Raw genomic sequence first — 22,658 nt, forward strand, 5'->3', positions numbered from 1 at the left:
AAGAGGAGAGGTGAGGGCCGTGCGCATGTCGGCGATCCTGGACCGCCTGGAGGAGTGGCGGGACTACCAGAGCGGTGAGTGGGTGGCCCGCTGCCCGGCCCACGACGACGGGAAGCCGTCGCTGTGGATCAACCTGAAGACGTCCGGCATGGTGGGCCTGGCCTGTCGCGCCGGGTGTCGCTTCGAGGACATCGTCGCCGGGATGGACCTGTTGCCCCGGCACCTGTTCAACGTGGACGCCGAGGGCCTGGTCGCCGTGGCCGAGGCCCGGCCCGCACCCGTCTCGCCGTTCCTAACAGCAGGGCTGCGGGTGTGGCTGGACTCCCTGCCGGCCGGAGCCGACGCCGCCCCGGCCGTGGGCTACGCGCAGAAACGTTTCGGCTTGTCGGCGGCCGAGCAGGACCGGCTGGGCCTGTGCTGGTGGCCTGGCCCGCAGCCGTGCCCCGAGTGGGTTCCGACCTCGTTCATCCGGTATCCCCGCCTCGTCGTGCCGATACACGACTTCGCGGGAGTGGCCCGGGGAGCGCAGGGCCGGGACCTGTCGGGGCGCTGCCCCGGCCGGTGGATCTCGCTCGCCAACCCGGACGGCTTCGAGTGGCAACGCTACGGGGTGTTCCCCGGCCCGGACCCGGATGCGCCGTGGGTGGTCGCCGAGGGCCTGTCGGACCCGCTGGCGGTCGTCGCCGACGGCTACAACGCGGTGGGGGTGCGCGGGGCCGCGCTGCTCAACAACGACCCGTCGACGTTGGACGCGCTGGCCGCCGGCCTGGCGGGGCGCGACGTGCGGGTGTGCGGGGACAACGACCGCTCCGGGCGGGAGTTCACCCGCATCATCCTCACGGCCCTCCACGAACGGGGCTTGCCTGCACGGCGGTTGACGCTGCCCGAGGGCTTCAAGGACTACGCAGTATGGAGAGAGACCCGATGACGGCCTACGCCATCGACAGCCTGACCACCCCGCACGAGCCGGACCGGCCCGCGCTGACGCTGCCGCCGGCCGAGGCGGTGGCGGCCTACCGCGAGGCGGCGTCCCGCTACGGGGCGAGTGACATCGTCAACGCCCACGCGTTGGTGCAGTACACCAAGGGCGGCATCAAGTACGCCGACGGCGTGGGCTTCCACGTCTGGTCGGGGACGCACTGGGTGCGCAACGAGGTACTGGTGCGCCAGGCCGCCCACGACCTCGGGGCCGCGATGGTCGAGACCCTGGCCCGGGAGAAAGCGGTGATCCGCGAGGCCCTGGCGCTGAAGCTGGCCGGGGACGCGCTGGCGGCGGAGTTCGAGAGGCAGGTGGCCGCGCTGCCGCTGGCCAAGGCCGCGAAGGGCTTCACGATGGCGCGCAGGATCGATGACCTGATCCGGGAACTGGCCTCGGTGCGCGGGGTCCACTGCGAGGTGGACGACTTCGACCACCAGCCGCACCTGCTGTCGTTCGCCAACGGGACGGTGGACCTGCGCGACGGGCGGCTGAGGCCGCACGATCCGGCGGACATGCTGACCAAGTCGCTGCCGTGGGACTACAACCCGAAGGCGAAGGCCCCGCGTTGGCTGCGGTTCCTGGACGAGGTGTTCCCCGCCGAGCCTTCGATGCCCGCCTACATCCACCGCCTGTGCGGGTACGGCATCACCGGGTCGACCGCGGAGCAGGCGTTCGCGGTGTTGGTCGGTGTCGGCGCGAACGGCAAGTCGGTGTTCCTGGACACCCTGTCGTACGTGTTCGACGCGCTGTCCGAGACCACGCGGTTCGAGACGTTCGAGGACCGGGGCAACAGCATCCCGGCCGACCTGGCCGCGCTGCGCGGGGCCCGGATGGTGATGGCCTCGGAGGGCGAGGCGGGCAAGCCGATGTCGGAGTCCGTGCTGAAGCGCGCGACCGGCAGCGACAAGCTGACCGCCCGTTTTATGCGTGAAAACTACTTCACCTATCAGCCGACGTTCCTGCTGTGGCTGGCGTCCAACCACACCCCGGCCTTCCGGTCGCAGGACACCGGTTTGTGGCGGCGCGTGAAGCTGGTCAGGTTCGATCGCTTCTTTGCTCCGGAGGAGCGGGACCACGGGATCTTCGCCGCGCTGCGCGAGGAGGCCGAGGGGATCGCCGCGTGGGCGGTGGCCGGCGCGGTCGAGTGGTACGCCGAGGGGCTGAAGGAGCCCGACTGCATCAAGGCCGCGACCAGTAACTTCAAGGAGAACTCGGACGCGCTGGCGGAGTTCCTGACGGACATCCTGGTAAAGACCGGCGACGACGCGCAGCACGTCCTGTCTCAGGACGCGTACAACGCGTACCGCGACTGGTGCGAGGCGCAGGGCGAACGGGCCTGGACTCGCCGCGGATTCGTGTCCGCGCTGGATGAGCGCGGTATCCGCCAGCACCGCATGAACAAGGGGCGTGTGCTGCTGGGTGTGCGTTTCGCCCAGCAGCCGCCTGCCGGGCCGGGAGTCTTCGACACCACCAACGACTAGGAAGAGAGCACATGCGGGTACACCCGTACCGGCTGGCCGGAGAGCCAGTCGAGATCAAGGTCGCCGAGAACGGTGACGACCTGCGGGAGTTCCGCGCCTGGTGGACCGGCCACGCGAGCGCCGGAACGCTTCTCGGGTTCGACACCGAGACCACGGGCCTGTCCTGGATGGACCGAATACGGCTCGTCCAGTTCGGCGACGAGCACACCGCGTGGGTCCTCCCCGTGGAACTGGGCGACCCGTTCCGAGAGGCCGCCCGGGAGGCCCTGGCGAGGCTGCCGAACCTGGTCGCCCACAACCTCACCTTCGACGCCTTGGCCGTCGACCGCGAGTTGGGCATCCGGCTCGAAGACCTCTACCCCCGGGCGCAGGACTCCCGAACCTTCGCCCACCTTCTCGACAGCCGCCACACCTACGAGGGCGGCGTCGGCCTGTCCCTCAAGCCGCTCTCGGCCTGGTACGTGGACCCGGCAGCGCCCGACACGCAGAACGACCTAACCCGGGTGTTCAACAGCCTGGGTCTGACCAAGGCATCCGGCTGGGCGAAGATCGACATATCGCACAAGGTCTACGAGTTGTACGCCGGTCTCGACGCCATACTCGTCGCCCGGCTGCTGCCCAAGCTGCTGGCCCGGTACACGTCCGAGGGCCTGCGCTCGGCCCTGCTGCCCTACGAACACCGCGTCGCCCTGGTGTGCGCCAAGATTGAGCGCAACGGGATGCTGGTCGACCCTGCTTACACCAAGGGCCTGGTGGGCCGCCTCGCGGACGAGAAGAAGCTCTTCTCCGACGTAGCCGCCCGCTTCGGCGTCGCCTCGGTGAACAGCCCGGACCAGGTGGCAGGCGCGCTGCTGGGCATGGGCGAACGGCTCACCGAGAAGACCGACAGCGGCGCGCTGTCCGTGGCGAAGGAGGTGCTGCTGCCGCTGGCGGACCTGGACCAGGACTGGCGGCGGCTGGGGATGCGCGAGCCCAACGTGCTCGCGGACGCCGTGCTGCGGGCCAAGCGCGCGGGAAAGTGGTCGACCAGCTACGCCGAGGCGATGCTGAACAACCGGGACCACTTCGACCGCATCCACCCGAAGATCAACCCCATGGGGGCGATCACCGCCCGCGCCTCCCACTCCGACCCCGCCATGGCCCAACTCCCCTCCCACGGGTGGGAGGTGCGCCGGTGCGTGGTCGCCGAGCCGGGCCACGTGTACTTCTCGGTGGACCAGCAGGCGGTCGAACTCCGTGTGCTGGCCGCCCTGTCCGGGGAATCCCGGATGGTGCGGGCCATCGCCGAAGGCCGCGACCTGCACGGATACGCCGCCACGCTGATGTTCGGCGAGGACTACACCAAGGCTCAGCGGACCCTGGCCAAGATCGCCGGCCTGGGCACCGCGTACCAGGGCGGGGCGGCGACGCTGGCCAAGCAGACGGGGCAGCCGGTCGACGTCATGAGGGACACCCTCCAGCGCTACGGTCGGGCGTTCCCCGGGATCAAGAGGTGGGCTCGCAAGATGCAGCGCCAGGCTCTCGCGGAGCGCTGCACGATGACCACGGTCACCGGCCGGCGGCTCCATCTGGACCGCGACAAGCTGTACAAGTCCGTGGCCTACGCCTGCCAGTCCACCGCGCGCGACACCATGGGCCAGGCGCTGATCAAGATGGACGACCGGGGTCTCACCCCCTACCTGACCATGTGGGTGCACGACGAGGTCGTTGGCACGGCCCCGAAGAGCGAGGCCGCAGAGGTCGCCCAGGCATGCGCGGACGCCATGAAGATGACGCTACTGGGGGTCCCGCTGGACACCGACGCCGAGGTCTACGGGCCGAGCTGGGCCGACGGCTACGGCCTGCCGAAGGAGTGGGCCTATGCGGCGTGAGGCCGAAAGTCCGTGGACCCAGTGGTGCGAGGTGTGCGACGACGAGCGGCCGTTGGTCCAGTTCGGGAAGCGCAAGCGCTCGCCGAACGGCCGGACGAACGTCTGCCGGGCATGCGTGAAAGCGGCGAACAACAAGGCGAACCGCGACCCGCAGGTGGTCCGCAAGCGCCGGGACGCCCGGCTGCGCCGGGTCTACGGCATCACGCTGGCCGACTACGAGCGGATGGGCCGTCGCCAGCGGTGGCGGTGCGCGATCTGCGGTCAGAAGGCGGTGGCCGGGGACCGTCTGGTGGTGGACCACGACCACGACAAGCCCAAGGGCGCGGCCGTGCGCAGGCTGCTGTGCCGGGGTGAGAACGCGGCCTTGGGTCACTTCGGTGACTCCTCCGCCCGGCTGGACCGGGGGGCGGTGTACCTGCGCGACCACGGGAAGTGAGACCCATGTCACATTACGATCACTTTACGTAAGCACTGCTGGTCACTGTCATGATCGGGACTTTCAGCATGGCCGAAAGTCCCATAAGGATTGTTGCGGGCATAAGACACATCTCCTAATCTCTGCACGCGAAGTGTGATGAATAAGAACATTCTGTGAAGAACGGGAGTGGCGATGAGGTCGAGGGGGCGCGCCGCCATTGCGGGCATCCGCCGCCTCCTGGACCGCTTGGCTCGCGCCCGTCGACAGTTCGCCGCGACCGTAAGTCCCAGTACCGCGAGGGCATTTCGTCGCGCCATGGGGATCACCGATGGGAGCGCACTGCACTTCGGCCACCCCCTACTGGCGGTCGATCCGCGCGAGGTCAAACGACTCTGCCGCAGGGTGTTAGCCGCCCTTCACGTCCACCGGGCCGTAAGTCCCGAACCGACCCGGGCCCGCTTCGAGCGGGCCCTTCACCTCCTCATTGCTCACTGCATGGCGCTCTTCACGCGCCGCCTCGCCCTCTCGATAGTCCCGGCCCTTCGCCGGGAAGCTCCGGGATCTGACTGCTTGGCCTAGCGCCAGCCCCTACCAGGCCCCTGCCTTTCGGCTGACCCCGAACTGGCGGGGGCCTTTCCCATGCCCCGACACGGCCGCGAGCACCGGCCGGGGCTTCGCCATGCCCTGACGCGACCCAGGTGCCCGTCGGGGCTTCGTCGCGCCCTGACGCGCCGTCCGGCGATACCGCACGCCCACCTCTATGTTCTGTACATGCCAAGGAACCTCTATGTCTTCGTCCTGCATCACCCCCGCCCTGATCCGTCAGGCCCAGACCCCCAAGCCTCTGCCCGCCCTGACCGGCCTGGGCACACTCGACCGAGGCCGGGTCGCAACTGAGGAGATCCTGAACGGACTTGAGGGCATCGCTCGGTCCGTCTCCCGCAAGCGGGCTCAGCAGATGGAAGGCGACAGCCACCAGGCCGCGCAGGACATCGCCCAGGAGATGCGGCTCTCGTTCTGGCGGGCCATCCACGCGTGGGACGTCGACGCCCCGAACACCGCAGAGTTCAGCTCGTACGCGTTCCAGCGGGCGAAGTTGGACGGACGCGCAGCCGCCACCCGCGAGATCGCCCCCGGGGTGCCGCGCGACTCCGCCGCAGCGTTCATGGGCGCCCTCAAGCGCAACGGCGGCTGCTTCACCGCCGCCAAGGAGGAGGTGACCGGGCTGGACGCCAAGCGCCGGTTCTCCCCTGAGCGCGCCGACATCGTCGCCTCCGCCTTCACCCGCCCCCTCCCGATCGCCAGCGTCGCGGAAGGCACACTCGAAGCCTCCACCGCCCAGGACCCGGACCGGCTGGTCGAGTACACCGCGCTCGGCACCACCCCCCGCACCGCCCGGCTGCACCTGGCCGTCAAGGGCGGCCGGCACGTCGTTGGAGCGATGACCACCGCAGGCTGGTGCACCGACCTCCAACCCTCCCTGGCGGCCAACCCGCTGGCCATCTCCCGCGACGCCGTGCGCTGCAAGGGCGTCAAGGTCAGTGGCACCAAGCGGGGCAAGCACGCCACCGGGGCGATCATCGACCGCGACGCGGACGCCGAGACCTCCGCCCGCTTCACCGCCGCCGCCAGGGTCAAGGCGGACGAACTGCTGGCGGCCATGTCGCCGACCGAGACCGCCATCGCACTCCTCGCGTTCGGTTTCGCCGGGCCGCCGATGCTCACCGACGCCGGGAAGCTCGACGCCACCGCGATAGCCGAAGCGCTCGGCAAGACCTCCGGCACCGTCAAGGCCACCTGGTCCCGCGCCCTCAAGAAGCTCCGGGACGCCGCGTGATGGCCGCTGTTAACCGCCCCGGCTCAAGCCTTCCGAACCCCACGGAAAGGCCTCAGCGATGAAGTCCCCAGTCGGAACCTACGAACTGACCGGCGGCGCGCGCCTGCGCGTCTTCGCCGACCACGGCGACAGCGACGGCTACGGCCTGGAGATCACCCGCGACGGCCAGACCGTCCGCTACGACGCCGGGCACTCCGCCCGCGAAGTCCAGGCGTTCCTTGGCCTGTTCACCTGATCGAGAGAGACAACCCCATGACGACCGTAACTGAGACCGTCCACCTGGACGAGCAGCGCTTCCCCTGCAAGTACGACGGCCCCCAAGACTTCGCCCGCCTCCACATAGACGCCGAGGGCGACATCGGCGTACTCATCCGCGCCGGCGAGGCCATGGCCTCCATCTACCAGAACCCCGAGGTCGCCGAATCGATGGGCCACGCCCTGATCCAGGCCGCAGCGCAGTCCCGCACGATCGCCCAGGAGATTGAGCGCGTCCGCCAGGAGGAGGCCGAGGCCGCACGTCACCTCGGCGAGATGGAGGCCGCCCGCCAAGCCGAGCAGGACCGCCAGGCCGGACTGCCCTACATGGTGGCCGGCGGCTCCACCTCGCCCACCGCCCTCCCTCAGCCCCCGGCCTTCACCGACCTGCCGCCCGCCTACCCCGAGGCGCAGCCTCCGACCTTCGCGGACGTGATGCTCCCGCAGAACGACACCGCCGCACGAGAGCGAGCCTTCCTGCGGGCGACCGAACTCCTCGGACCGGATACCGGAGTCGCCAGCAAGATCGCCATGGCGAACTTTCTCCTCCAAGGGGGCCAGCAGTGACCCCGCCCGTGATCCACGCCGTCGTCCACCAGGCCGCCCGCGCCTACGAGGCACGCACCCCCGCAGGCGAGCGCGTCATCGTCATCGAGACCGAGCACTCCACACCCGGCCAGATCACCCGATCGGTCGTCCCCCTTCCGGAGCACGTGGCACTGGATCTGGCCATGGGCATCGAAGATTGCACTTGGTGACAGCCACGATGGTTGGATAGCGGCATGAGCGAGCCCGACCACCCCCGGGTGATCGCCGAGGTCGCCCTGCGCAGCCTCCAGGCCGACCGCTGCAACGGCGAGTACCTGTTGACCCAGTACCTCAGCACCCCTGACGCGAGGGCACTACTGGCCTCACCCCAGGTGCCTGACGACGCGGTGGAGCTGCTGGCCGAGATCGGCCAAACCCGCCGCCTTGCCCTGGCCCTACTCCGCGTCCTATCCACCTGACCCACGTTAAGGCCCCCGGCCGGCACTGTTCGCATAGTGCTGACCGGGGGCCTTTTCTGTGTTTCAGGACCCGCCTGCCCCGTCCCTCTCCTTCGGCGGCTTCCACCCGCGCGGCTTCTTCCACACGATGTCCAGCCGGTCCGCCGTGAACCTCCCGCCCGTGTGCGGAGCCTTCAGCAGGTACACCCGCTCGATCGCCAACCGAAGCAGCTGCCCCCGGTAGTGGTCGTCCGAGGACTCCCACAGCTTCGCGGCGCGGACCGGATCGGTGAGCACCGAGATGTCCGCCATCGGCTGGGCCACCGCCTCCCAGTCCTTCCGCGCGTTCTCCACGTCCTCCACCGCCGCCCGACGCTGCTTGACGTACGTGGCCTCTCCGTCCCGGCCTGGGTATGCCCCGGCGGCCTCAAGGCGGTCGATGCGCGCCACCGCCTCCTCCGCGAGCTTGAGCTGCCCCCGGGCGTCGGCCTCCTTCTTGCTCTCCTCCGGCTGGGACAGCTCCACCCACCCTTCCGCGACCGCCAGCAGAGTGGGGTCCAGCGGATCCGCCGTCGACAGCTTCTTGCGCCACTCCTCCGCCAGGACCCGCTCCACAGCGTCCCGCATACCGGTCACCGGGTTGGGGCAGTCCAGCCCGAGGTTGACCCTGCCGCACCGAAACGACTGGCCGTGGATCGTCGCCGAGTGGCCCTTCTTCGGGTCCCGGCCTCCGCCGTCGCAGCACATGAGCCCCGACGCGGGCGAGCGCTTCACGGGCTTCTCCTGCTCTTCCGCAGTCGGCAGGTTCTTCCGGCGCTCCCACCCGGCCGCGATCCGCCGGTGCTTGTCCCACGTCTCCTGCGGAATACCATCCACCCCCTTGGCGAACACGCGCACCGGTTTCCCCTTGGCATTCAGATAGACCTGGGCAACGTGGTTCACCCGAACGATCTGCCATCCGAGGTACACCGGGTTCCTCAAGATCGTGCCGACCGTATTCGACCGGAACGGGCCTCCCCGAGTCGACCGGAATCCGTCGGCTGTCAGCCCCAACGCGATCTTCCGATTAGACAAGCCCTCGGCGGCCTCCCGGTGGATGCGCTCGATCACCGGCCAGAACTTGCCGTGCTTGAGCTTGCGCTTCTTCGTGACCTTGAGCCCGTACGGCGCACCCGACAGCCACTTGCCCTCGTCACGCTGCTCGGCCTTGGTATCCCGGACCTTCTGCGACAGCACCCGGCTGTACTCGCGGTCTCGCTCGGCGTCCTCAATGATCCGGCGGCGGTCCTCAACCCGGTCGGTGTCGAGCCCGTTGATATCGAAGACGAGCCGCTTCCCGGGGTTGTCCAGGATCTTCAGCACGTCGCCCGCACCCTTGCGGCTGTACCGCGAGGAGTCGTACGCCCACAGACAGTCCGACTCGCCTTCGAGCAGCGCGTGGACCGCCGCGTCGAAGTCCGGGCGCTTCACGGTCAGCTTGTACGCGCTCAGGTTCTCGCGGAAGATCCGGCGAATCTCATATCGGTTCGTCTTCGCCCATGCCCGGCCCTTCACTTCCTGCGCCTTCAGCGACAGGATGTCCCGGGCCGCCGTACCCCGGACGACCTGCGACTTCCGAAGAAGCAGGTCGACATATCGCACCGGTCCGGCAGGCTTCCGAGCCATGGTTCCACTCTCCAGTCAGCAGCGCGTGCCCGCACCCTGGAGGTGCAAGGGCGACCCCGCGCTCTGGGAGGAGCACGCCAATGCGCACATCGCCCCGGCCATCGGCCTGCCCGCCCTCCCGCTGGTCCGCTTCACCGGCGACGTCCCGCAGCCCGGTGACCCGCGCGTCCCGCTGATGGAGCTGCTCTCGGCCCGCAAGTGGGCCCCGCTGCTGCGCTACGCCGCGGGCCGCCCGTTCGCCTGGGTGGACGACGTCATCCCGCCGCGGCTGGTCCGCAACTCCCTCTGGCGCCGCGACCGCCTGCTGCTGCCGATCGACCCGGGCCCGGGCCTGGAGCGCCGGCACGTCGACCGCCTGCTCGCCCGGCCGCCGCGCACCCCGGCCGGCCGGCTCCCGCTCAGGGGGTCGGCAGCCAGCTGACGTGCCCGGCGAGCAGCGCGTACCCGACGAAGGCCACCGTGTCGATCAACGCGTGCGCCGCGACCAGCGGCATCACCCGCCCCCAGCGCCGGTACAGCAGGCAGAACACCGCCCCCATCACCATGTTGCCGACCAGCCCGCCGACCCCCTGGTACAGGTGGTACGAGCCGCGCAGCACCGAACTCGCCACCACCGCCGCCGGCCACGACCAGCCCAGCTGCCCGAGCCGGCGCAGCAGGTAGCCGAGGACGACGACCTCCTCCAGGGCGGCGTTCTGCCACGCGGAGAGCACCAGCACCGGGACCCGCCACCACACGTCCGGCAGCCCGGACGGCGCCACCGTCAGGTTGTAGCCGGCCGCCTGCGAGGCCAGGTACAGCACCAGCCCGGAGCCGCCGATCGCAGCCGCCACGGCGGCGCCCCGGCCGAGGTCGCGCAGCTTCTGCCCGAGGTCGAAGCCGAGCACCCGCAGCGCGGCGCCCTCACGCACCAGCAGGTACCCGACCAGCACCACCGGCATCAGCCCGCGCCCGATGTAGTACAGCTGCCGCACCAGGTCCAGCCAGGGCCGACCGGGCGCCCGCGAGCCGTTCAACGTGGCGACCTGCTGGCCGAGTTGGATCGGTTCGGTGAGCGAGGCCGCGAAGCTGATCAGCGCGCTGACGCCACTGGCCCCGAGGGAGAGGCCGAGGACGATCAGCAGTTCCACGCCGAGCAGCCGACGCGTGGGCTTCGCGGTCTCCGGTGCGGTCGGGAGGGTGGTCACGGGCGGCTCCAGCGGGGCGGGCGTCGCTCCGGCCGTCGGCCGACCGCCGGAGCGATCATCCTGACACAGCGGTCCGGTTACCCGACCGGCCAGGTGTGCACCGGCTCGCCGGTGCGCATGTGCTCGATGTAGCGCCTGGTCATCGCGGCGAGCGCGGCCGGGCGGTCCATCCCGTACTGCTCGCGCAGCCGGTGGAAGGTCGCGCTCTGCCAGGCCGCGCCGTTGGTGCGGCGCAGGCAGCGCTGCTCGATGATCCCCAGGTAGCGGTCCCGGTCGGCGGGCTCCACGCCCCACTCGTCCAGGCCCTGGTGGGCCATCGGCAGCAGTTCGTTGAGCACCAGGTCGACGGCGGACACCGTGGTCAGCCCGCCGCCGCGGCCCGCCCGGCCCGCCCGCGGCCACTGGAACACCGCGTCGATGCCGTAGCGGGCGCCCTGCCGGAAGTTCTCGTCGGCCCGCTCGAACGGCAGCCTGGTCCAGACCGGCCGGGGCTGCTCGGCGAGCACCCGGACCAGCCCGTAGTAGAAGGCGGCGTTCGCGAGCGTGTCGGCCACCGTCGGCCCGGCCGGCAGCGCCCGGTTCTCCACCCGCAGGTGCGCGATCCCGCCCGCGATGTCGTACACCGGCCGGTTCCAGCGGTAGATCGTGCCGTTGTGGAGCCGCATCTCGGCGAGCCGGGGCGCGCCGCCGGAGGAGAGCACCTTCATCGGGTCCTCGTCGTCGCAGATCGGCAGCAGGGCGGGGAAGTACCGCAGGTTCTCCTCGAACAGGTCGTACGCCGAGTCCACCCAGCGCTCGCCGAACCAGGTGATCGGCCGGACGCCCTGCGCCTTGAGTTCCGCCGTACGGGTGTCACAGGCCTGCTGGAACAGCACCGGACGGGTCTCCCGCCACAGCTCCCGCCCGAACAGGAACGGCGAGTTGGCACCGAGCGCGAGCTGCGCCCCGCAGATCGCCTGGGCCGCGTTCCACACCGAGGAGAAGCGTTCCGGGGTCACCTGCAGGTGCAGTTGCAGGGAGGTCGCGGCGGCCTCGGCCACCATGGTGATGGTCTCCAGCTGGAGGTGTTCGACGCCCTCGATGTCCAGCGCGATGTCCTCGCCGCGGGCGGCCAGGATCTGGTCGCTGAGCAGGCTGTAGCGCGGGTTGTGGGAGATCGCGTCCAGGCCGGTGTGACCGTGCTCCAGGGTCGGCAGGATCCCCACCATGACGATCCGGGCACCGGCCTCGGCGGCCCGCCGGTCGGCGTAGCGCAGCCCGGTGTCGAGCTCCTCGCGCAGGTCCTCGAAGACGTGCCCGCACAGCCGGTGCGGCACGATGTTCACCTCGACGTTGAACTGGCCCAGTTCGGTCTGGAAGTCGCTGGAGCCGATCGCGCTCAGGACCTGCGCGTTGCGCAGCGCCGGCAGGCCGTCCTCGTCGGCCAGGTTGAGCTCGATCTCCAGGCCCATGACCGCCCGCGGCCGGTCGAACCGGTCCTCGCGCAGCATCCGCCCCAGCGCGTCGAGGCAGGCCTGGAGCTTGCGCCGGTACAGCTGCCGGTCCGCCAGATCAGCCCGAGTCGCCACGACCTTCTCGCCCACGGTCCCCTCCTCCTGAGACACCGGCCGACCCGACCGTGCAAGCATCATGCCCACCTCGAAGATCGATACCCGAATGCTTGTACTGGCTTGCAATGCAAGGAAACTGACGGATATTCAGCAGATCTGCCGACTTGCCCGGCGCCACCGCCTGTGATAAACAGGTCACCCTGCGCACCTGTTCGATAGAATTCGCACTGCGCTCCGGCCGGCCCGCTCCGCCTCGAAACCCTCGTCGACGGCGGCGACCGCGCCGGCACCGCGATCATGCACAACCGGACACGGCCAGGTCCCGTCACCGATGACACACCGCGCCACGCCGGTATGCCGCACTCGCACGCCGATCTCGCACGGAGAGGCGGACCCCGCCATGACTCTGCAGACCCCCCAGCCCCCGCCGAGCGCCCTGCGCGCCGTCCTGGCCGCACTCGACTCGGAGACCGCGCTGCGCCAACCCGCCGCCGCAGCACTGCGCCATCCGGTCGGCCCGCTGCTCCCCGCGCACCCCCTCGCCGTCCACGTCCTGGACGGGCCGCGCCCGGAGCTGCCCGCCGCCCGCCGGACGGGCTGGCGCTTCCTGATCAAGGACGGCGCCGAGGTCGCCGCCGCCGCCGAGGTCGTCCAGGCCGTCGAGGGCCACACCTTCTCGCACTTCACCGCCGGCCCCTACCTCGACTCGACGGTCCGGGCGCTGCGCCAGGCCTGGCAGCTCGCCCAGGGCTCCCGGTCCCGCCAGCAGCCCCGACTGCTGACCTTCCCCGGGCAGTACGCGACGGCACTGTGGCTGCACAGCCCCGACGCCGGCCCGGCCGCCGACCAGCTGATCCCGCTGGCCCCGGCCCCGCTCGGCGTCACCGCGCACCGCGCCTACCCGGCCGCCGAGCTGCTGCCGCTGCTCGCCCGGGCGCCGCTCGCCAAGCCACTGCTGCTCGGCTCCTCCTGAGCCGGCCCCACGCCGACGGGCCACCGGGCCAGCACCCGGCGGCCCGTCGGCGTGCGCGTCGCCCTCATCCGCCCGAACCACCCGGACGGGCCATCCACCCTGACCTCCTCGGGCCATGCCGCAGCTGACCCATCGGTGCGTCTTTTCCCGCCGGACCCACCTGAACGGGTGATCTCTGCCCGGGAGTTGTGGCGCATGTCACGAAATCCCTGCGCGCGCGTCCACAGATGCCGACACTGGGAACCAGCGTGGAAGGACCACCTGTCCTACCCACTTGAGCGCCGGTCAACACCTGGTCGGCGCGCGGACAGGATCCGGCTACCGCGGCGGCTCCCGACGGCTCCGCCGGCGGCCGCACCACGGGGGAGGATCGCAGAGCGAAGCGAGGGTACGCATGTGCCAGCACCGTCCTGAGTGCCCGTCGGCCGAGTGCGAGGACCGCGAGGCTGCCGTCACGGTGGCCTGCCACCCGGAGCAGGGCTGGAGCCTGCTCTGCAACGGCGTCGTGCTGTTCGAGGACACCGGAGAGCTGCTGCCCGACGGCCGGGTGATCGCGCCGCGCCGCACCGTCGCCCACGCGGCCTGACCGCACCGGCGGGGGCAGCCGCCGGACGACGACAACGGGCAGGGCCCCGACGGTACGTGCCGTCGGGGCCCTGCCGTACGTCCGGTCCGGATCAGACGCCGTACTCCTCCAGCGGCGGGCAGGAGCAGACCAGGTTGCGGTCGCCGTACGCGCCGTCGATCCGGCTGACCGGCGGCCAGTACTTGTCCGCCGGGTTCACACCCGCCGGGAAGACCGCCTCCTGCCGCGAGTAGCCGTGCGCCCAGTCGCCGGCCAGCTCGGCGGCGGTGTGCGGGGCGTTGCGCAGCGGGTTGTCCGCGGCCGCCCACTCGCCCGAACCGACCTTGTCGACCTCGGCCCGGATCTCGATCATCGCGTCGCAGAACCGGTCGATCTCGTGCAGGTCCTCGGACTCGGTCGGCTCGATCATCAGCGTGCCGGCCACCGGGAAGGACATCGTCGGCGCGTGGAAGCCGTAGTCGATCAGGCGCTTGGCGATGTCGTCCACCGTCACGCCCGTCTCCTTGGTCAGCGGGCGCAGGTCGATGATGCACTCGTGCGCGACCAGCCCGCCGGGGCCGGTGTAGAGCACCGGGAAGTGCGGTGCCAGCCGCTTGGCGATGTAGTTGGCGTTCAGCACCGCGACCTGGGTCGCGCGCTTGAGGCCCTCGCCGCCCATCAGCCGGACGTACGCCCAGGAGATCGGCAGGATGGCCGCCGAGCCCCACGGCGCCGCCGAGATCGGGCCGACCCCGGTGGCCGGGCCGGCCTCCGGCTGCAGCGGGTGGTTCGGCAGGTACGGCGCCAGGTGGGCGCGCACCGCGACCGGACCGACGCCCGGGCCGCCGCCGCCGTGCGGGATGCAGAAGGTCTTGTGCAGGTTCAGGTGCGAGACGTCCGCGCCGAACTTGCCCGGCTTGGCGAGGCCGACCAGGGCGTTCAGGTTGGCACCGTCCACGTACACCTGGCCGCCGGCCTCGTGCACCAGGGCGCAGATGTCGGTGATCTGGGTCTCGTACACGCCGTGGGTGGACGGGTAGGTGACCATCAGCACGGAGAGGCTGTCCCGGTGCTGCTCGATCTTGGCCTTCAGGTCCTCGACGTCCACGTCGCCGTCGACCAGGGTCTTCACCACGACCACGCGCATGCCGGCCATCACCGCGGAGGCCGCGTTGGTGCCGTGCGCGGAGGACGGGATCAGGCAGACGTCGCGCTGGGTGTCGCCGTTGGCGTGGTGGTAGGCGCGGACGGCCAGCAGGCCGGCCAGCTCGCCCTGCGAACCCGCGTTCGGCTGGATCGAGACGGCGTCGTAGCCGGTCACCTCGACCAGCTGGCGCTCCAGCTCGCGGATCAGGCTGAGGAAGCCCTGGGCCTGCTCGATCGGCGCGAAGGGGTGCAGCTGGCCGAACTCCGGCCAGGTGACGGCCTCCATCTCGGTGGTCGCGTTGAGCTTCATGGTGCAGGAGCCCAGCGGGATCATGCCGCGGTCCAGCGCGTAGTCCCGGTCCGACAGGCGGCGCAGGTAGCGCAGCATGGCGGTCTCCGAGCGGTGGCTGTGGAAGACCGGGTGGGTCAGGTACTCGTCCTGGCGCAGCAGCGCGGCCGGCAGCGCGTCGGCGCCCTCGGCGACCTCGACCGCGGGGACGCCGAACGCGGCCCAGACGGCGGCCAGGTGCTCGCGGGTGGTGGTCTCGTCGGTGGAGACCGAGATCCGGTCCGCGCCGTCCTGGTGGACGTTGACGCCGTTGGCGCGGGCGGCGGCCGCGATCTCGGCGGCACGGCCCGGGACGACGGCGGTGACGGTGTCGAAGAACTCGCCGTGCAGCAGCTCGACGCCGCCGGCCCGCAGGCCCTCGGCGAGGGCGGCGGCGTAGCGGTGGGTGCGGCGGGCGATGTCGGCCAGGCCGTCCGGCCCGTGGTAGACGGCGTACATCGAGGCCATGACGGCGAGCAGCACCTGGGCGGTGCAGATGTTGCTGGTGGCCTTCTCGCGGCGGATGTGCTGCTCGCGGGTCTGCAGCGCCAGGCGGTAGGCGCGGTTGCCGTCGGCGTCGACCGAGACGCCGACCAGGCGGCCGGGCAGCGAGCGGGCGTACTCGGCGCGCACCGACAGGTAGCCGGCGTGCGGGCCGCCGAAGCCCATCGGCACGCCGAAGCGCTGCGAGGTGCCGCAGGCGATGTCGGCGCCGAGCGAGCCCGGCGAGGCGAGCAGGGTCAGCGCCAGCAGGTCGGCGGCGACCGCGACGATCGCACCGAGGCCGTGCGCCTGCTCGATGACCGGGGTGAGGTCGCGGACCACACCGGTGGCGCCCGGGTACTGGAGCAGCACGCCGAAGACGCCGCGCTCGGCGATCTCGGCCGGGATGCCCTCGGACAGGTCGGCGACGACGACCTCGACACCGGTCGGCACCGCGCGGGTGTTGATCACCGCGGTGGTCTGCGGCAGGGTCTCGGCGTCGACCAGGAAGACACCGCCCTTGACCTTGGTGACGCGGCGGGCGAGCGCCATCGCCTCGGCGGCCGCGGTGCCCTCGTCGAGCAGCGAGGAGCCGGAGGTCGGCAGGCCGGTCAGGTCGGAGACCAGGGTCTGGAAGTTGAGCAGCGCCTCCAGGCGGCCCTGGGAGATCTCCGGCTGGTACGGCGTGTAGGCGGTGTACCAGGCCGGGTTCTCCATGACGTTGCGCAGGATCACCGGCGGGGTGAAGGTCCCGTAGTAGCCCAGGCCGATCATCGGCTGGAGCACCTGGTTGCGGCTCGCCAGCTCGCGCAGTTCGGCGAGCACCTGCGCCTCGCTGCGGCCGCCGGGCAGGTCCAGGCCGGTGATGGAGCGGATCGCCTCGGGAACGGCGGTGGCGGCGAGTTCGTCCAGCGAGCCGTAGCCGATGGACGCCAGCATCTTCTGCTGCGCGGCGTCGTCGGGGCCGATGTGGCGGTTCTCGAAGGGGCTGGCCAGCTCAAGCTCGGTGAGGGTCGAGGCGCCGGTGGGGCGTCCCGCGTTCGGCTGGGCGTTCATGGTGGTCGAGGCCTCCTGGTCACGGACCGGCGGGGGTGCGCACGCCGGCCGGCCGGAGCCGCTGCGGACAGCGATTCGACCCGGGCGGGCGAACCCGACAGGCCTCCCCCTCTGTCATCGGGACCTGAGAGCTTCACCCGCACGGCGCGCTGTGGCACGCCGCCGGCTTGCACCGTCGGTGAGGGTGGTGGCCGTCGGCTCCCTGCCGACGGTCCTGCCCTGCTTTCCAGAGTGACCTACCCCACACGGTACGGATGCCTGAGAGATTCCGGGGAGGAGTTGCTCCTTCGGCGCCCCGACCAGCGCTTTCCGTGGCCGGGGACTCTCCCGAGCGGGCTCGGCGGTCGCCGCCCAGGGTACCAGCGGCAGGCCCCCTGATCACGGCCGCGTCGGGTCACTCCGGGTCTACGCGCGTCCCCCGGACGGTCCAGCCCGGAGCCCGTCCGGCGCACCCCGGTCGCGCCCGTCCGATTCATGGCCTTTGGTGTGAAGTGGCAGGCGGAACGGGTGCTCCGGCCACGGTCCTGCGGGAGTTCCGCAGGCGCAGCGCACTGGAGGAAAGAGTGCAAACCGACATCGATCCCCGGGACCTCATCGGCCACAAGGCGGTCGACCGCAACGGAGACAAGATCGGCACGGTCGACGAGGTCTACCTGGACGACGCCACCGGCCAGCCGGAGTGGGCAGCCGTCCGGACCGGCATCTTCGGCCGGGACGCCTTCGTCCCGCTCACCACCAGCGAGTTCTCCGGCGACGAGCTCCGGGTGCCGTACGACAAGTCGCTGGTGAAGGAGTCGCCGGACTTCGGCGTCGGCCAGCACCTGTCGCCCGCCCAGGAGCTCCAGCTCTACCGCTACTACGGCCTGGACACCCCGGCGAACGGTCGGCCGGTCAGCCGGGACGCCGACCGGCCTATCGGCCGCGAGGGTGACCGGCCCATCGGCCGCGAGGGTGACCGGCCCATCGGCCGCGAGGGTGACCGGCTGATCGGCCGGGACGGTGACCGCCCAGCCGGCCGGGACGCCGACCGGCCCATCGGCCGCGAGGATGACCGACCGGCGCGGCCCGACCTCGACTTCGGCACCACCTCGGCGGCCGAGCCCGTGAAGCCCATCACCTTCCACTCCCTCGGCCCCGCCCCGACCACCACCCCTGCCGACCCCACCGGCACCGCGACGGAGGTCAACGTGCGGACCCTCAACACCCCCGCGCCCGCAGCAGCCCCCACGACGATCGAGCCCAAGCCGCAGCCCGCCCCGGTCGTGACGACCACCGCGACCACGAACTCGGTCATGGCCGCGCCGGTCTCGGAGCGCTCGACCGGCCCGGCCACCTCGTCCCCCAACGGCCCGGTGGAGATCACCTGCCGCGAGGAGCGCCTGGACATCACCACGGACTGGCACATCGTGGGCACCGCGAAGCTGCGCAAGTACGTGACCAGCGAGCAGGTCGAGCGCCGCGTCCCGGTGGTCCGCGAGCGCGTCCGGGTGGAGCGGATGCCGGTGAGCGAGGCCGAGCGCGCCTCGCTCACCGAGAAGGAGATCGCCGAGGCGGTGGAGGAGGTCACCCTGCGCGAGGAGCGCCCGGTGGTCCGCAAGTACCTCACCCCGATCGAGCGGGTCCGCCTGGTGGTGGAGCGCTACACCGCCGAGGAGGTGATCCGGGACGAGCTGCGCCGCGAGCACGTCGAGGTCCACGACAACACGGCCGCCGCCCCGGCGACCCCGGCAGCCGCCCCGGTGGCCGAGACCCCCCGCCCGGCCGTGCTGCGCCCGTTCGCCTGACCCCTCGCCCCCAGGGCCCCGGACCCCTCGGTCCGGGGCCCTCGGCATGCCCCGTCCCGGCCGCCACCCGGCCGGAATCCTTCGATTTTGCCAAAGCGTCACCAATGGATATTTGACACTCTGAAGTATCTCCCGGCATGGTTACTTCAGTTCATTCACTATGTACGGGAGGAAGCAACCGTGAGTGAGGCACCACAGCCCACCACCGCGGCCGAGAAGCAGAGCAGCGCCCGGGTCCTGCCGGCCCTCATCCTGGCGATGCTGTCGTTCAGCGTGGTGCAGACCGCGGTCGTCCCGATCCTGCCCTCGCTGGCCAAGGAACTGAGCGTCTCCGCGTCCAGCATCACCTGGCTGATGACCGCCAACCTGCTCTCCGCCGCCGTGCTGACTCCCCTGCTGGGCCGCTTCGGCGACCTCCGGGGCCGTAAGCCGATGCTGCTGATCTCGCTGGCCGGTCTGGTCGCCGGTTCGGCACTGGCGGTCAGCACCCACTCCTTCACCTGGCTGGTCGTCGCCCGCGTCCTTCAGGGCGCCGGCGGTGGCGTGCTCCCGCTGGCGATCAGCATCGTCCGCGACGAGCTGCCCAAGCAGAAGGTGACCGGCGGCGTCGCCGCCATCAGCGCCTCGATGGGTGTCGGCTCCGGCCTCGGCCTGGTCGCGACCGGTCTCCTGCTGGAGCACTGGAGCTACAAGTCGATCTTCTGGATGGGCCTGGTCTTCGGCCTGATCGCGGTCGCCCTGGTCGCGTTCCGCGTCCCGTCCGACCCGGTCACCGACAAGGAGGGCGGCGCCGACCCGCTCGGCGCCCTCACCCTGGCCGGCTGGCTCTCCGCCCTGCTCGTCGCGGTCAGCCAGGGCAACCACTGGGGCTGGACCTCGACCAAGACCCTCGGCCTGTTCGCCGTGGCCGCCGTCGTCGCCCTGATCTGGGGGGTCATCGAGACCAAGGTCGCGCACCCCCTGGTGGACATGAAGATGATGTCCCGTCCGGCCGTCGCCTTCACCAACCTGGCCGGCCTGCTGATCGGCTTCGGCATGTACGGCTCGTTCATGGTGATCAGCAACTTCGCCCAGACCCCGGAGAAGCTCACCCACTACGGCTTCACCGCGACCGTCCTGCACGCCGGTCTGCTGCTGCTGCCGTCCGCGATCGGCTCGATGGTGGCGGCTCCGGTCGGCGCGATGCTGATCGCCCGCCGCGGCCCGCGCCTGCCGCTGGTCCTCGGTGGCGTCCTGGGTGCCGTCGCGATGGCCTACCTGGCCGTGCGGCACAGCCACGAGGGCGACATCTACACCTCCTCGGCGATCTTCGGCCTGGGCATCGGCCTGGCGTTCTCCGCGATGCCGGCGTACATCAACGGCGCCGTCCCGGTGGAGCAGAGCGGCATCGCCAACGGCATGAACGCCGTGCTGCGCACCGTCGGTGGCGCGATCGGCACCGCCGTGATGGCCGCCATCCTGACCGGCGACACCATGAAGCTGCCGCCGCAGATCCCGCTGCTGCTGCCCACCCTGGACGCCTACAAGCACGCGTTCTGGGTCGCGGCCGTCGTCTGCGCCGTCGCCGGCGTCGTCCCGTTCCTGATCCGCGGCACCAAGTCGGCCGCCACCGTCGTCGCCTCGGGCGGCGCGGCCGAGCGGAACTCCAGCCCCGAGCTGGCCAAGACCGACGCCTGACCAGGCGTCCGGCCGCCGCGCTCAGGGACAGGGCGCGGCGGCCCGGCCTTCGGACGGTCGCGAGGGCATCACGACCGCACGAAGTCCGGCACGGTATGCGGCCCCAACCGGTACTCCCCCACCGGTTGGGGCCGCTTCGCGTTTCACACCCCCGGCGCCCCCGTCTCCCCCGGCGCCCCCGTCCCCCCGGGTGCCCCCGTCTCCTCCGGCCCCTCGGCCCCCCACAGCGGCAGCGGACGGGCCGGTTCCAGCGCCGGATCGTCCACCGCGAAGGTCCGGATGCGCCCCGGCCCGCTCCACGGCGTCTCGAACCGCACGGTGACCCGCCCGACACCGCTGCCCTGCACCCACCCGGGCCCCAGCTCGGCATGGCGGACGTCCTGCCCGGGCATCCAGCGGCGCGGCGCGGCCGCCTCCGGCTCCTCCTCAGCCGCCTCGACCTCCGCCTCCGCGTGCTCGGCCGCCTCCTCCCGCAGGGCCTGCGCGAACAAGTCCTCCTGGGTGTAGTCGGCCAGCTGCGCGACCCCCACCCCGAGCAGCCGCACCCCGCCGGTGATGTCCACCTGGGAGGCCAGCCGGCGCGCCGTCTCGATGACCACCGCCTCGTCGTCGGTGGGCCCGCGCAGCGTCTCCGAACGGGTCAGCGTCGAGAAGTCGAACCGCCGGACCTTGAGCACCACCGTCCGCCCCGACCGCCCGGCCGCGCGCAGCCGCCGCACGCACCGGGCGGCCAGCACCTCCACCTCGCGCAGCACCCGATCCCGGTCGGCGAGGTCCACCTCGAAGGTGTCCTCCACCGAGACCGACTTGGCATCCTGATCGGCCACCACCGGCCGGTCGTCCAGCCCTATCGACATCTGGTGCACACCGGCGCCGTGCGCCCGCCCGAGCAGCTGCACCAGCTCGCCCTCCCCCGCCTCGGCGAGGTCCGCCACGGTGTTCAGTCCGGCCCGCCGCAGCACCTGCTCGGTGGCCGGCCCGATCCCGGGCAGCGCCCGGACCGGCATCGGGCCGAGCACGGCCCGCTCCTGCCCGGGTTCGATCAGCACCAGCCCGTCCGGTTTGGCCTGCTCGGAGGCGATCTTCGCCATCAGCTTGGAGCCGGCGGCCCCGACCGACCCGGTCAGCCCGGTGCGCCGCTGGATGTCCGCCCGCAGGTCCTCCGCCAGGGCGAGCACCAGCCGCTCCCCGGTCTCGTGGTCGGACTCGGCCAGCACCGGACCGTAGGGGCCGGCCTCCAGGTCGACGAAGGCCTCGTCCAGGCTGAGCGGCTGCACCAGCGGCGACAGCTCGCGCAGCAGACCCATCACGAGCTCGCTGACCTGCCGGTAGGCCTCGAACCGGCCGCTCAGAAAGGCCGCGTTGGGGCAGAGCCGGCGCGCCTGCGCCATCGGCATCGCCGAGTGCACCCCGAACCTCCGCGCCTCGTACGAGGCGGTGGAGACCACCCCGCGCCCGCCGAGCCCGCCGACGACCACCGGTTTGCCGCGCAGGCTCGGCTTGGCCGCCTGCTCCACCGCCGCGAAGAAGGCGTCCATGTCGAGGTGGATGATGCTCGGCAGTGATCGCACCCGCCGATCATCCCGCAGGGGTCCGACAATGCGTACGAACCCGCGCAGGGCCCAGGTCCTGTCCCTAGCCCTGCGCTGCGTCCGCCAGAGCCTTCGGGATGCCGTCCTCCCGGGGGCCGAGGAACAGCGGGTCCGGCCGCAGCCAGGCGTTGACCGCCGCCTTGCCCGCCCCGGGGATCTCCCGCAGCCCGCCGTACAGCCAGGTGCCGTCGTGCGGTTCCGGCACCCCGACCGCGTACGCGTCGATGCCCGCCGCCTCGCACAGGGCCAGCGCCCGGCGGACGTGGAAGTCCTGGCTGACCAGCACCGCCCGTTCCACCCCGAAGACCCGCCGGGCCCGGGTGCAGGAGTTCCAGGTGTCGAAGCCCGCGTAGTCGCCCACCACCCGGACCGCCGGCACCCCGTGCTCGATCAGGTACGTCCGCATCGCGTCCGGCTCGTCGTAGCTGTCCCGGCCGTTGTCGCCGGTCACCAGGATCGCCTGCACCTTCCCCGCCCGGTACAGGTCCAGCGCCGCGCTCAGCCGGTGCTCCAGGTACGGCGACGGCTTGCCCTGGTCCAGCCCGGCGCCGAAGACCACCGCGACCGGCGCGGTCGGCACGCTGGCCACCGTGCCGACCCGGTCCCCGGCCGAGCACCACAGCCACGCGCTCGGCGCCAGCGCCAACGAGCAGAGCACCGTCGCCGCTTGGAAGGTCCTGCGCTGCACGGGCCGCCGCCGGAACCGGACCTTCAACAGCCCGCCCCGACGCCGCAGCAGACCCGCTATCCCGGTGCCGAACCCCACGTGCCCTCCCTCGATCGCCTCACCAGGCGCAACGACGAGGCCGCGGGCCCGGACGGTTC

Annotated in this window: 20 protein-coding genes, 1 pseudogene and 1 riboswitch; of the genes and pseudogenes, 15 read left to right on the forward strand and 6 right to left on the reverse strand. The window is 71.5% G+C overall.

Annotation, left to right across the window (positions count from 1 at the left end):
* Positions 1 to 25 precede the first annotated feature (25 nt).
* The 9 genes from ACFVHI_RS19135 to ACFVHI_RS19175 all read left to right on the forward strand — a co-directional run bounded on the left by ACFVHI_RS19135 (position 26) and on the right by ACFVHI_RS19175 (position 7,848).
* Complete coding sequence (locus ACFVHI_RS19135) at positions 26 to 928, forward strand: toprim domain-containing protein (RefSeq protein ID WP_380340877.1); 903 nt, start codon at positions 26 to 28, stop codon at positions 926 to 928.
* On the forward strand, positions 910 to 2,460 hold the full coding sequence (locus ACFVHI_RS19140; RefSeq protein WP_380340880.1) for a phage/plasmid primase, P4 family: 1,551 nt from the start codon (positions 910 to 912) through the stop codon (positions 2,458 to 2,460). The genes ACFVHI_RS19135 and ACFVHI_RS19140 overlap by 19 nt, the downstream gene beginning before the upstream one ends.
* 11 nt (positions 2,461 to 2,471) lie before the next feature.
* On the forward strand, positions 2,472 to 4,331 hold the full coding sequence (locus ACFVHI_RS19145; RefSeq protein ID WP_380340883.1) for a DNA polymerase: 1,860 nt from the start codon (positions 2,472 to 2,474) through the stop codon (positions 4,329 to 4,331).
* The gene (locus ACFVHI_RS19150; protein WP_380340886.1) at positions 4,321 to 4,767 is read left to right on the forward strand and encodes an endonuclease domain-containing protein; all 447 of its coding nucleotides are present in this window, start codon (positions 4,321 to 4,323) and stop codon (positions 4,765 to 4,767) included. Before ACFVHI_RS19145 ends, ACFVHI_RS19150 begins: the two co-directional genes overlap by 11 nt.
* A 769-nt stretch (positions 4,768 to 5,536) precedes the next feature.
* On the forward strand, positions 5,537 to 6,586 hold the full coding sequence (locus ACFVHI_RS19155) for a hypothetical protein (RefSeq protein ID WP_380340890.1): 1,050 nt from the start codon (positions 5,537 to 5,539) through the stop codon (positions 6,584 to 6,586).
* 58 nt (positions 6,587 to 6,644) lie between these two features.
* Positions 6,645 to 6,821: a hypothetical protein gene (locus ACFVHI_RS19160; RefSeq protein WP_380340893.1), complete on the forward strand. Its 177-nt coding sequence runs from the start codon at positions 6,645 to 6,647 to the stop codon at positions 6,819 to 6,821.
* Between the two features lie 17 nt (positions 6,822 to 6,838).
* Positions 6,839 to 7,408, forward strand: coding sequence for a hypothetical protein (locus ACFVHI_RS19165; RefSeq protein ID WP_380340896.1), 570 nt, complete (start codon positions 6,839 to 6,841; stop codon positions 7,406 to 7,408).
* Positions 7,405 to 7,599, forward strand: a complete 195-nt coding sequence (locus ACFVHI_RS19170) for a hypothetical protein (protein WP_380340899.1) — start codon at positions 7,405 to 7,407, stop codon at positions 7,597 to 7,599. Before ACFVHI_RS19165 ends, ACFVHI_RS19170 begins: the two co-directional genes overlap by 4 nt.
* A gap of 24 nt (positions 7,600 to 7,623) precedes the next feature.
* The gene (locus tag ACFVHI_RS19175; protein ID WP_380340902.1) at positions 7,624 to 7,848 is read left to right on the forward strand and encodes a hypothetical protein; all 225 of its coding nucleotides are present in this window, start codon (positions 7,624 to 7,626) and stop codon (positions 7,846 to 7,848) included.
* 63 nt (positions 7,849 to 7,911) lie between these two features.
* Here ACFVHI_RS19175 and ACFVHI_RS19180 read toward each other — a convergent pair whose 3' ends face one another.
* A complete protein-coding gene (locus tag ACFVHI_RS19180) occupies positions 7,912 to 9,492 on the reverse strand; it encodes a recombinase family protein (RefSeq protein ID WP_380340905.1) in 1,581 nt (526 codons plus the stop codon).
* On the opposite strand from ACFVHI_RS19180, the gene ACFVHI_RS19185 reads away from it, so the two are divergent.
* Positions 9,491 to 9,913 carry a hypothetical protein gene (locus tag ACFVHI_RS19185; RefSeq protein WP_380340908.1) on the forward strand — a complete coding sequence of 141 codons (423 nt, stop codon included), beginning with the start codon at positions 9,491 to 9,493 and terminating at the stop codon, positions 9,911 to 9,913. The genes ACFVHI_RS19180 and ACFVHI_RS19185 overlap by 2 nt on opposite strands.
* On the opposite strand, the gene ACFVHI_RS19190 is transcribed toward ACFVHI_RS19185, so the two are convergent.
* Together ACFVHI_RS19190 and ACFVHI_RS19195 are read right to left on the reverse strand one after the other, a co-directional pair.
* Complete coding sequence (locus ACFVHI_RS19190; RefSeq protein ID WP_380340910.1) at positions 9,891 to 10,679, reverse strand: CPBP family intramembrane glutamic endopeptidase; 789 nt, start codon at positions 10,677 to 10,679, stop codon at positions 9,891 to 9,893. The two genes, ACFVHI_RS19185 and ACFVHI_RS19190, sit on opposite strands and share 23 nt — an antisense overlap.
* 77 nt (positions 10,680 to 10,756) lie before the next feature.
* A complete protein-coding gene (locus ACFVHI_RS19195) occupies positions 10,757 to 12,262 on the reverse strand; it encodes a hypothetical protein (RefSeq protein WP_063350209.1) in 1,506 nt (501 codons plus the stop codon).
* Between the two features lie 367 nt (positions 12,263 to 12,629).
* Between ACFVHI_RS19195 and ACFVHI_RS19200 the strand changes: the two genes are divergently transcribed.
* Both ACFVHI_RS19200 and ACFVHI_RS19205 read left to right on the forward strand, forming a co-directional pair.
* Positions 12,630 to 13,202: a hypothetical protein gene (locus ACFVHI_RS19200; RefSeq protein WP_063350208.1), complete on the forward strand. Its 573-nt coding sequence runs from the start codon at positions 12,630 to 12,632 to the stop codon at positions 13,200 to 13,202.
* Between the two features lie 394 nt (positions 13,203 to 13,596).
* Entirely contained in the window at positions 13,597 to 13,788 is a 192-nt protein-coding gene (locus ACFVHI_RS19205; protein WP_063350207.1) for a DUF5999 family protein, read from the forward strand.
* Between the two features lie 91 nt (positions 13,789 to 13,879).
* On the opposite strand, the gene gcvP is transcribed toward ACFVHI_RS19205, so the two are convergent.
* The gene (gene gcvP, locus ACFVHI_RS19210; RefSeq protein ID WP_380340912.1) at positions 13,880 to 16,780 is read right to left on the reverse strand and encodes an aminomethyl-transferring glycine dehydrogenase; all 2,901 of its coding nucleotides are present in this window, start codon (positions 16,778 to 16,780) and stop codon (positions 13,880 to 13,882) included.
* Between the two features lie 236 nt (positions 16,781 to 17,016).
* Positions 17,017 to 17,120, reverse strand: a riboswitch (glycine riboswitch).
* Between the two features lie 223 nt (positions 17,121 to 17,343).
* Here gcvP and ACFVHI_RS19215 point away from each other — a divergent pair.
* The 3 genes and pseudogenes from ACFVHI_RS19215 to ACFVHI_RS19225 form a co-directional block, all read left to right on the forward strand.
* A pseudogene (locus ACFVHI_RS19215) lies at positions 17,344 to 17,706 on the forward strand (PRC-barrel domain-containing protein); the annotation flags it as partial.
* 60 nt (positions 17,707 to 17,766) lie between these two features.
* Positions 17,767 to 18,564, forward strand: coding sequence for a YsnF/AvaK domain-containing protein (locus ACFVHI_RS19220; protein WP_380340921.1), 798 nt, complete (start codon positions 17,767 to 17,769; stop codon positions 18,562 to 18,564).
* A gap of 180 nt (positions 18,565 to 18,744) precedes the next feature.
* Positions 18,745 to 20,241 (forward strand): MFS transporter, encoded by a 1,497-nt coding sequence (locus ACFVHI_RS19225; protein WP_079136056.1) that lies wholly within the window; start codon positions 18,745 to 18,747, stop codon positions 20,239 to 20,241.
* Positions 20,242 to 20,384: 143 nt separating this feature from the next.
* Here ACFVHI_RS19225 and ACFVHI_RS19230 read toward each other — a convergent pair whose 3' ends face one another.
* Positions 20,385 to 21,812, reverse strand: a complete 1,428-nt coding sequence (locus tag ACFVHI_RS19230) for a DNA polymerase IV (RefSeq protein ID WP_380340916.1) — start codon at positions 21,810 to 21,812, stop codon at positions 20,385 to 20,387.
* A gap of 64 nt (positions 21,813 to 21,876) precedes the next feature.
* Positions 21,877 to 22,569: a vancomycin high temperature exclusion protein gene (locus ACFVHI_RS19235; protein ID WP_380340924.1), complete on the reverse strand. Its 693-nt coding sequence runs from the start codon at positions 22,567 to 22,569 to the stop codon at positions 21,877 to 21,879.
* Positions 22,570 to 22,658: the final 89 nt, after the last annotated feature.

Source organism: Kitasatospora sp. NPDC127121, assembly GCF_042677305.1.
Taxonomy (GTDB): domain Bacteria; phylum Actinomycetota; class Actinomycetes; order Streptomycetales; family Streptomycetaceae; genus Kitasatospora.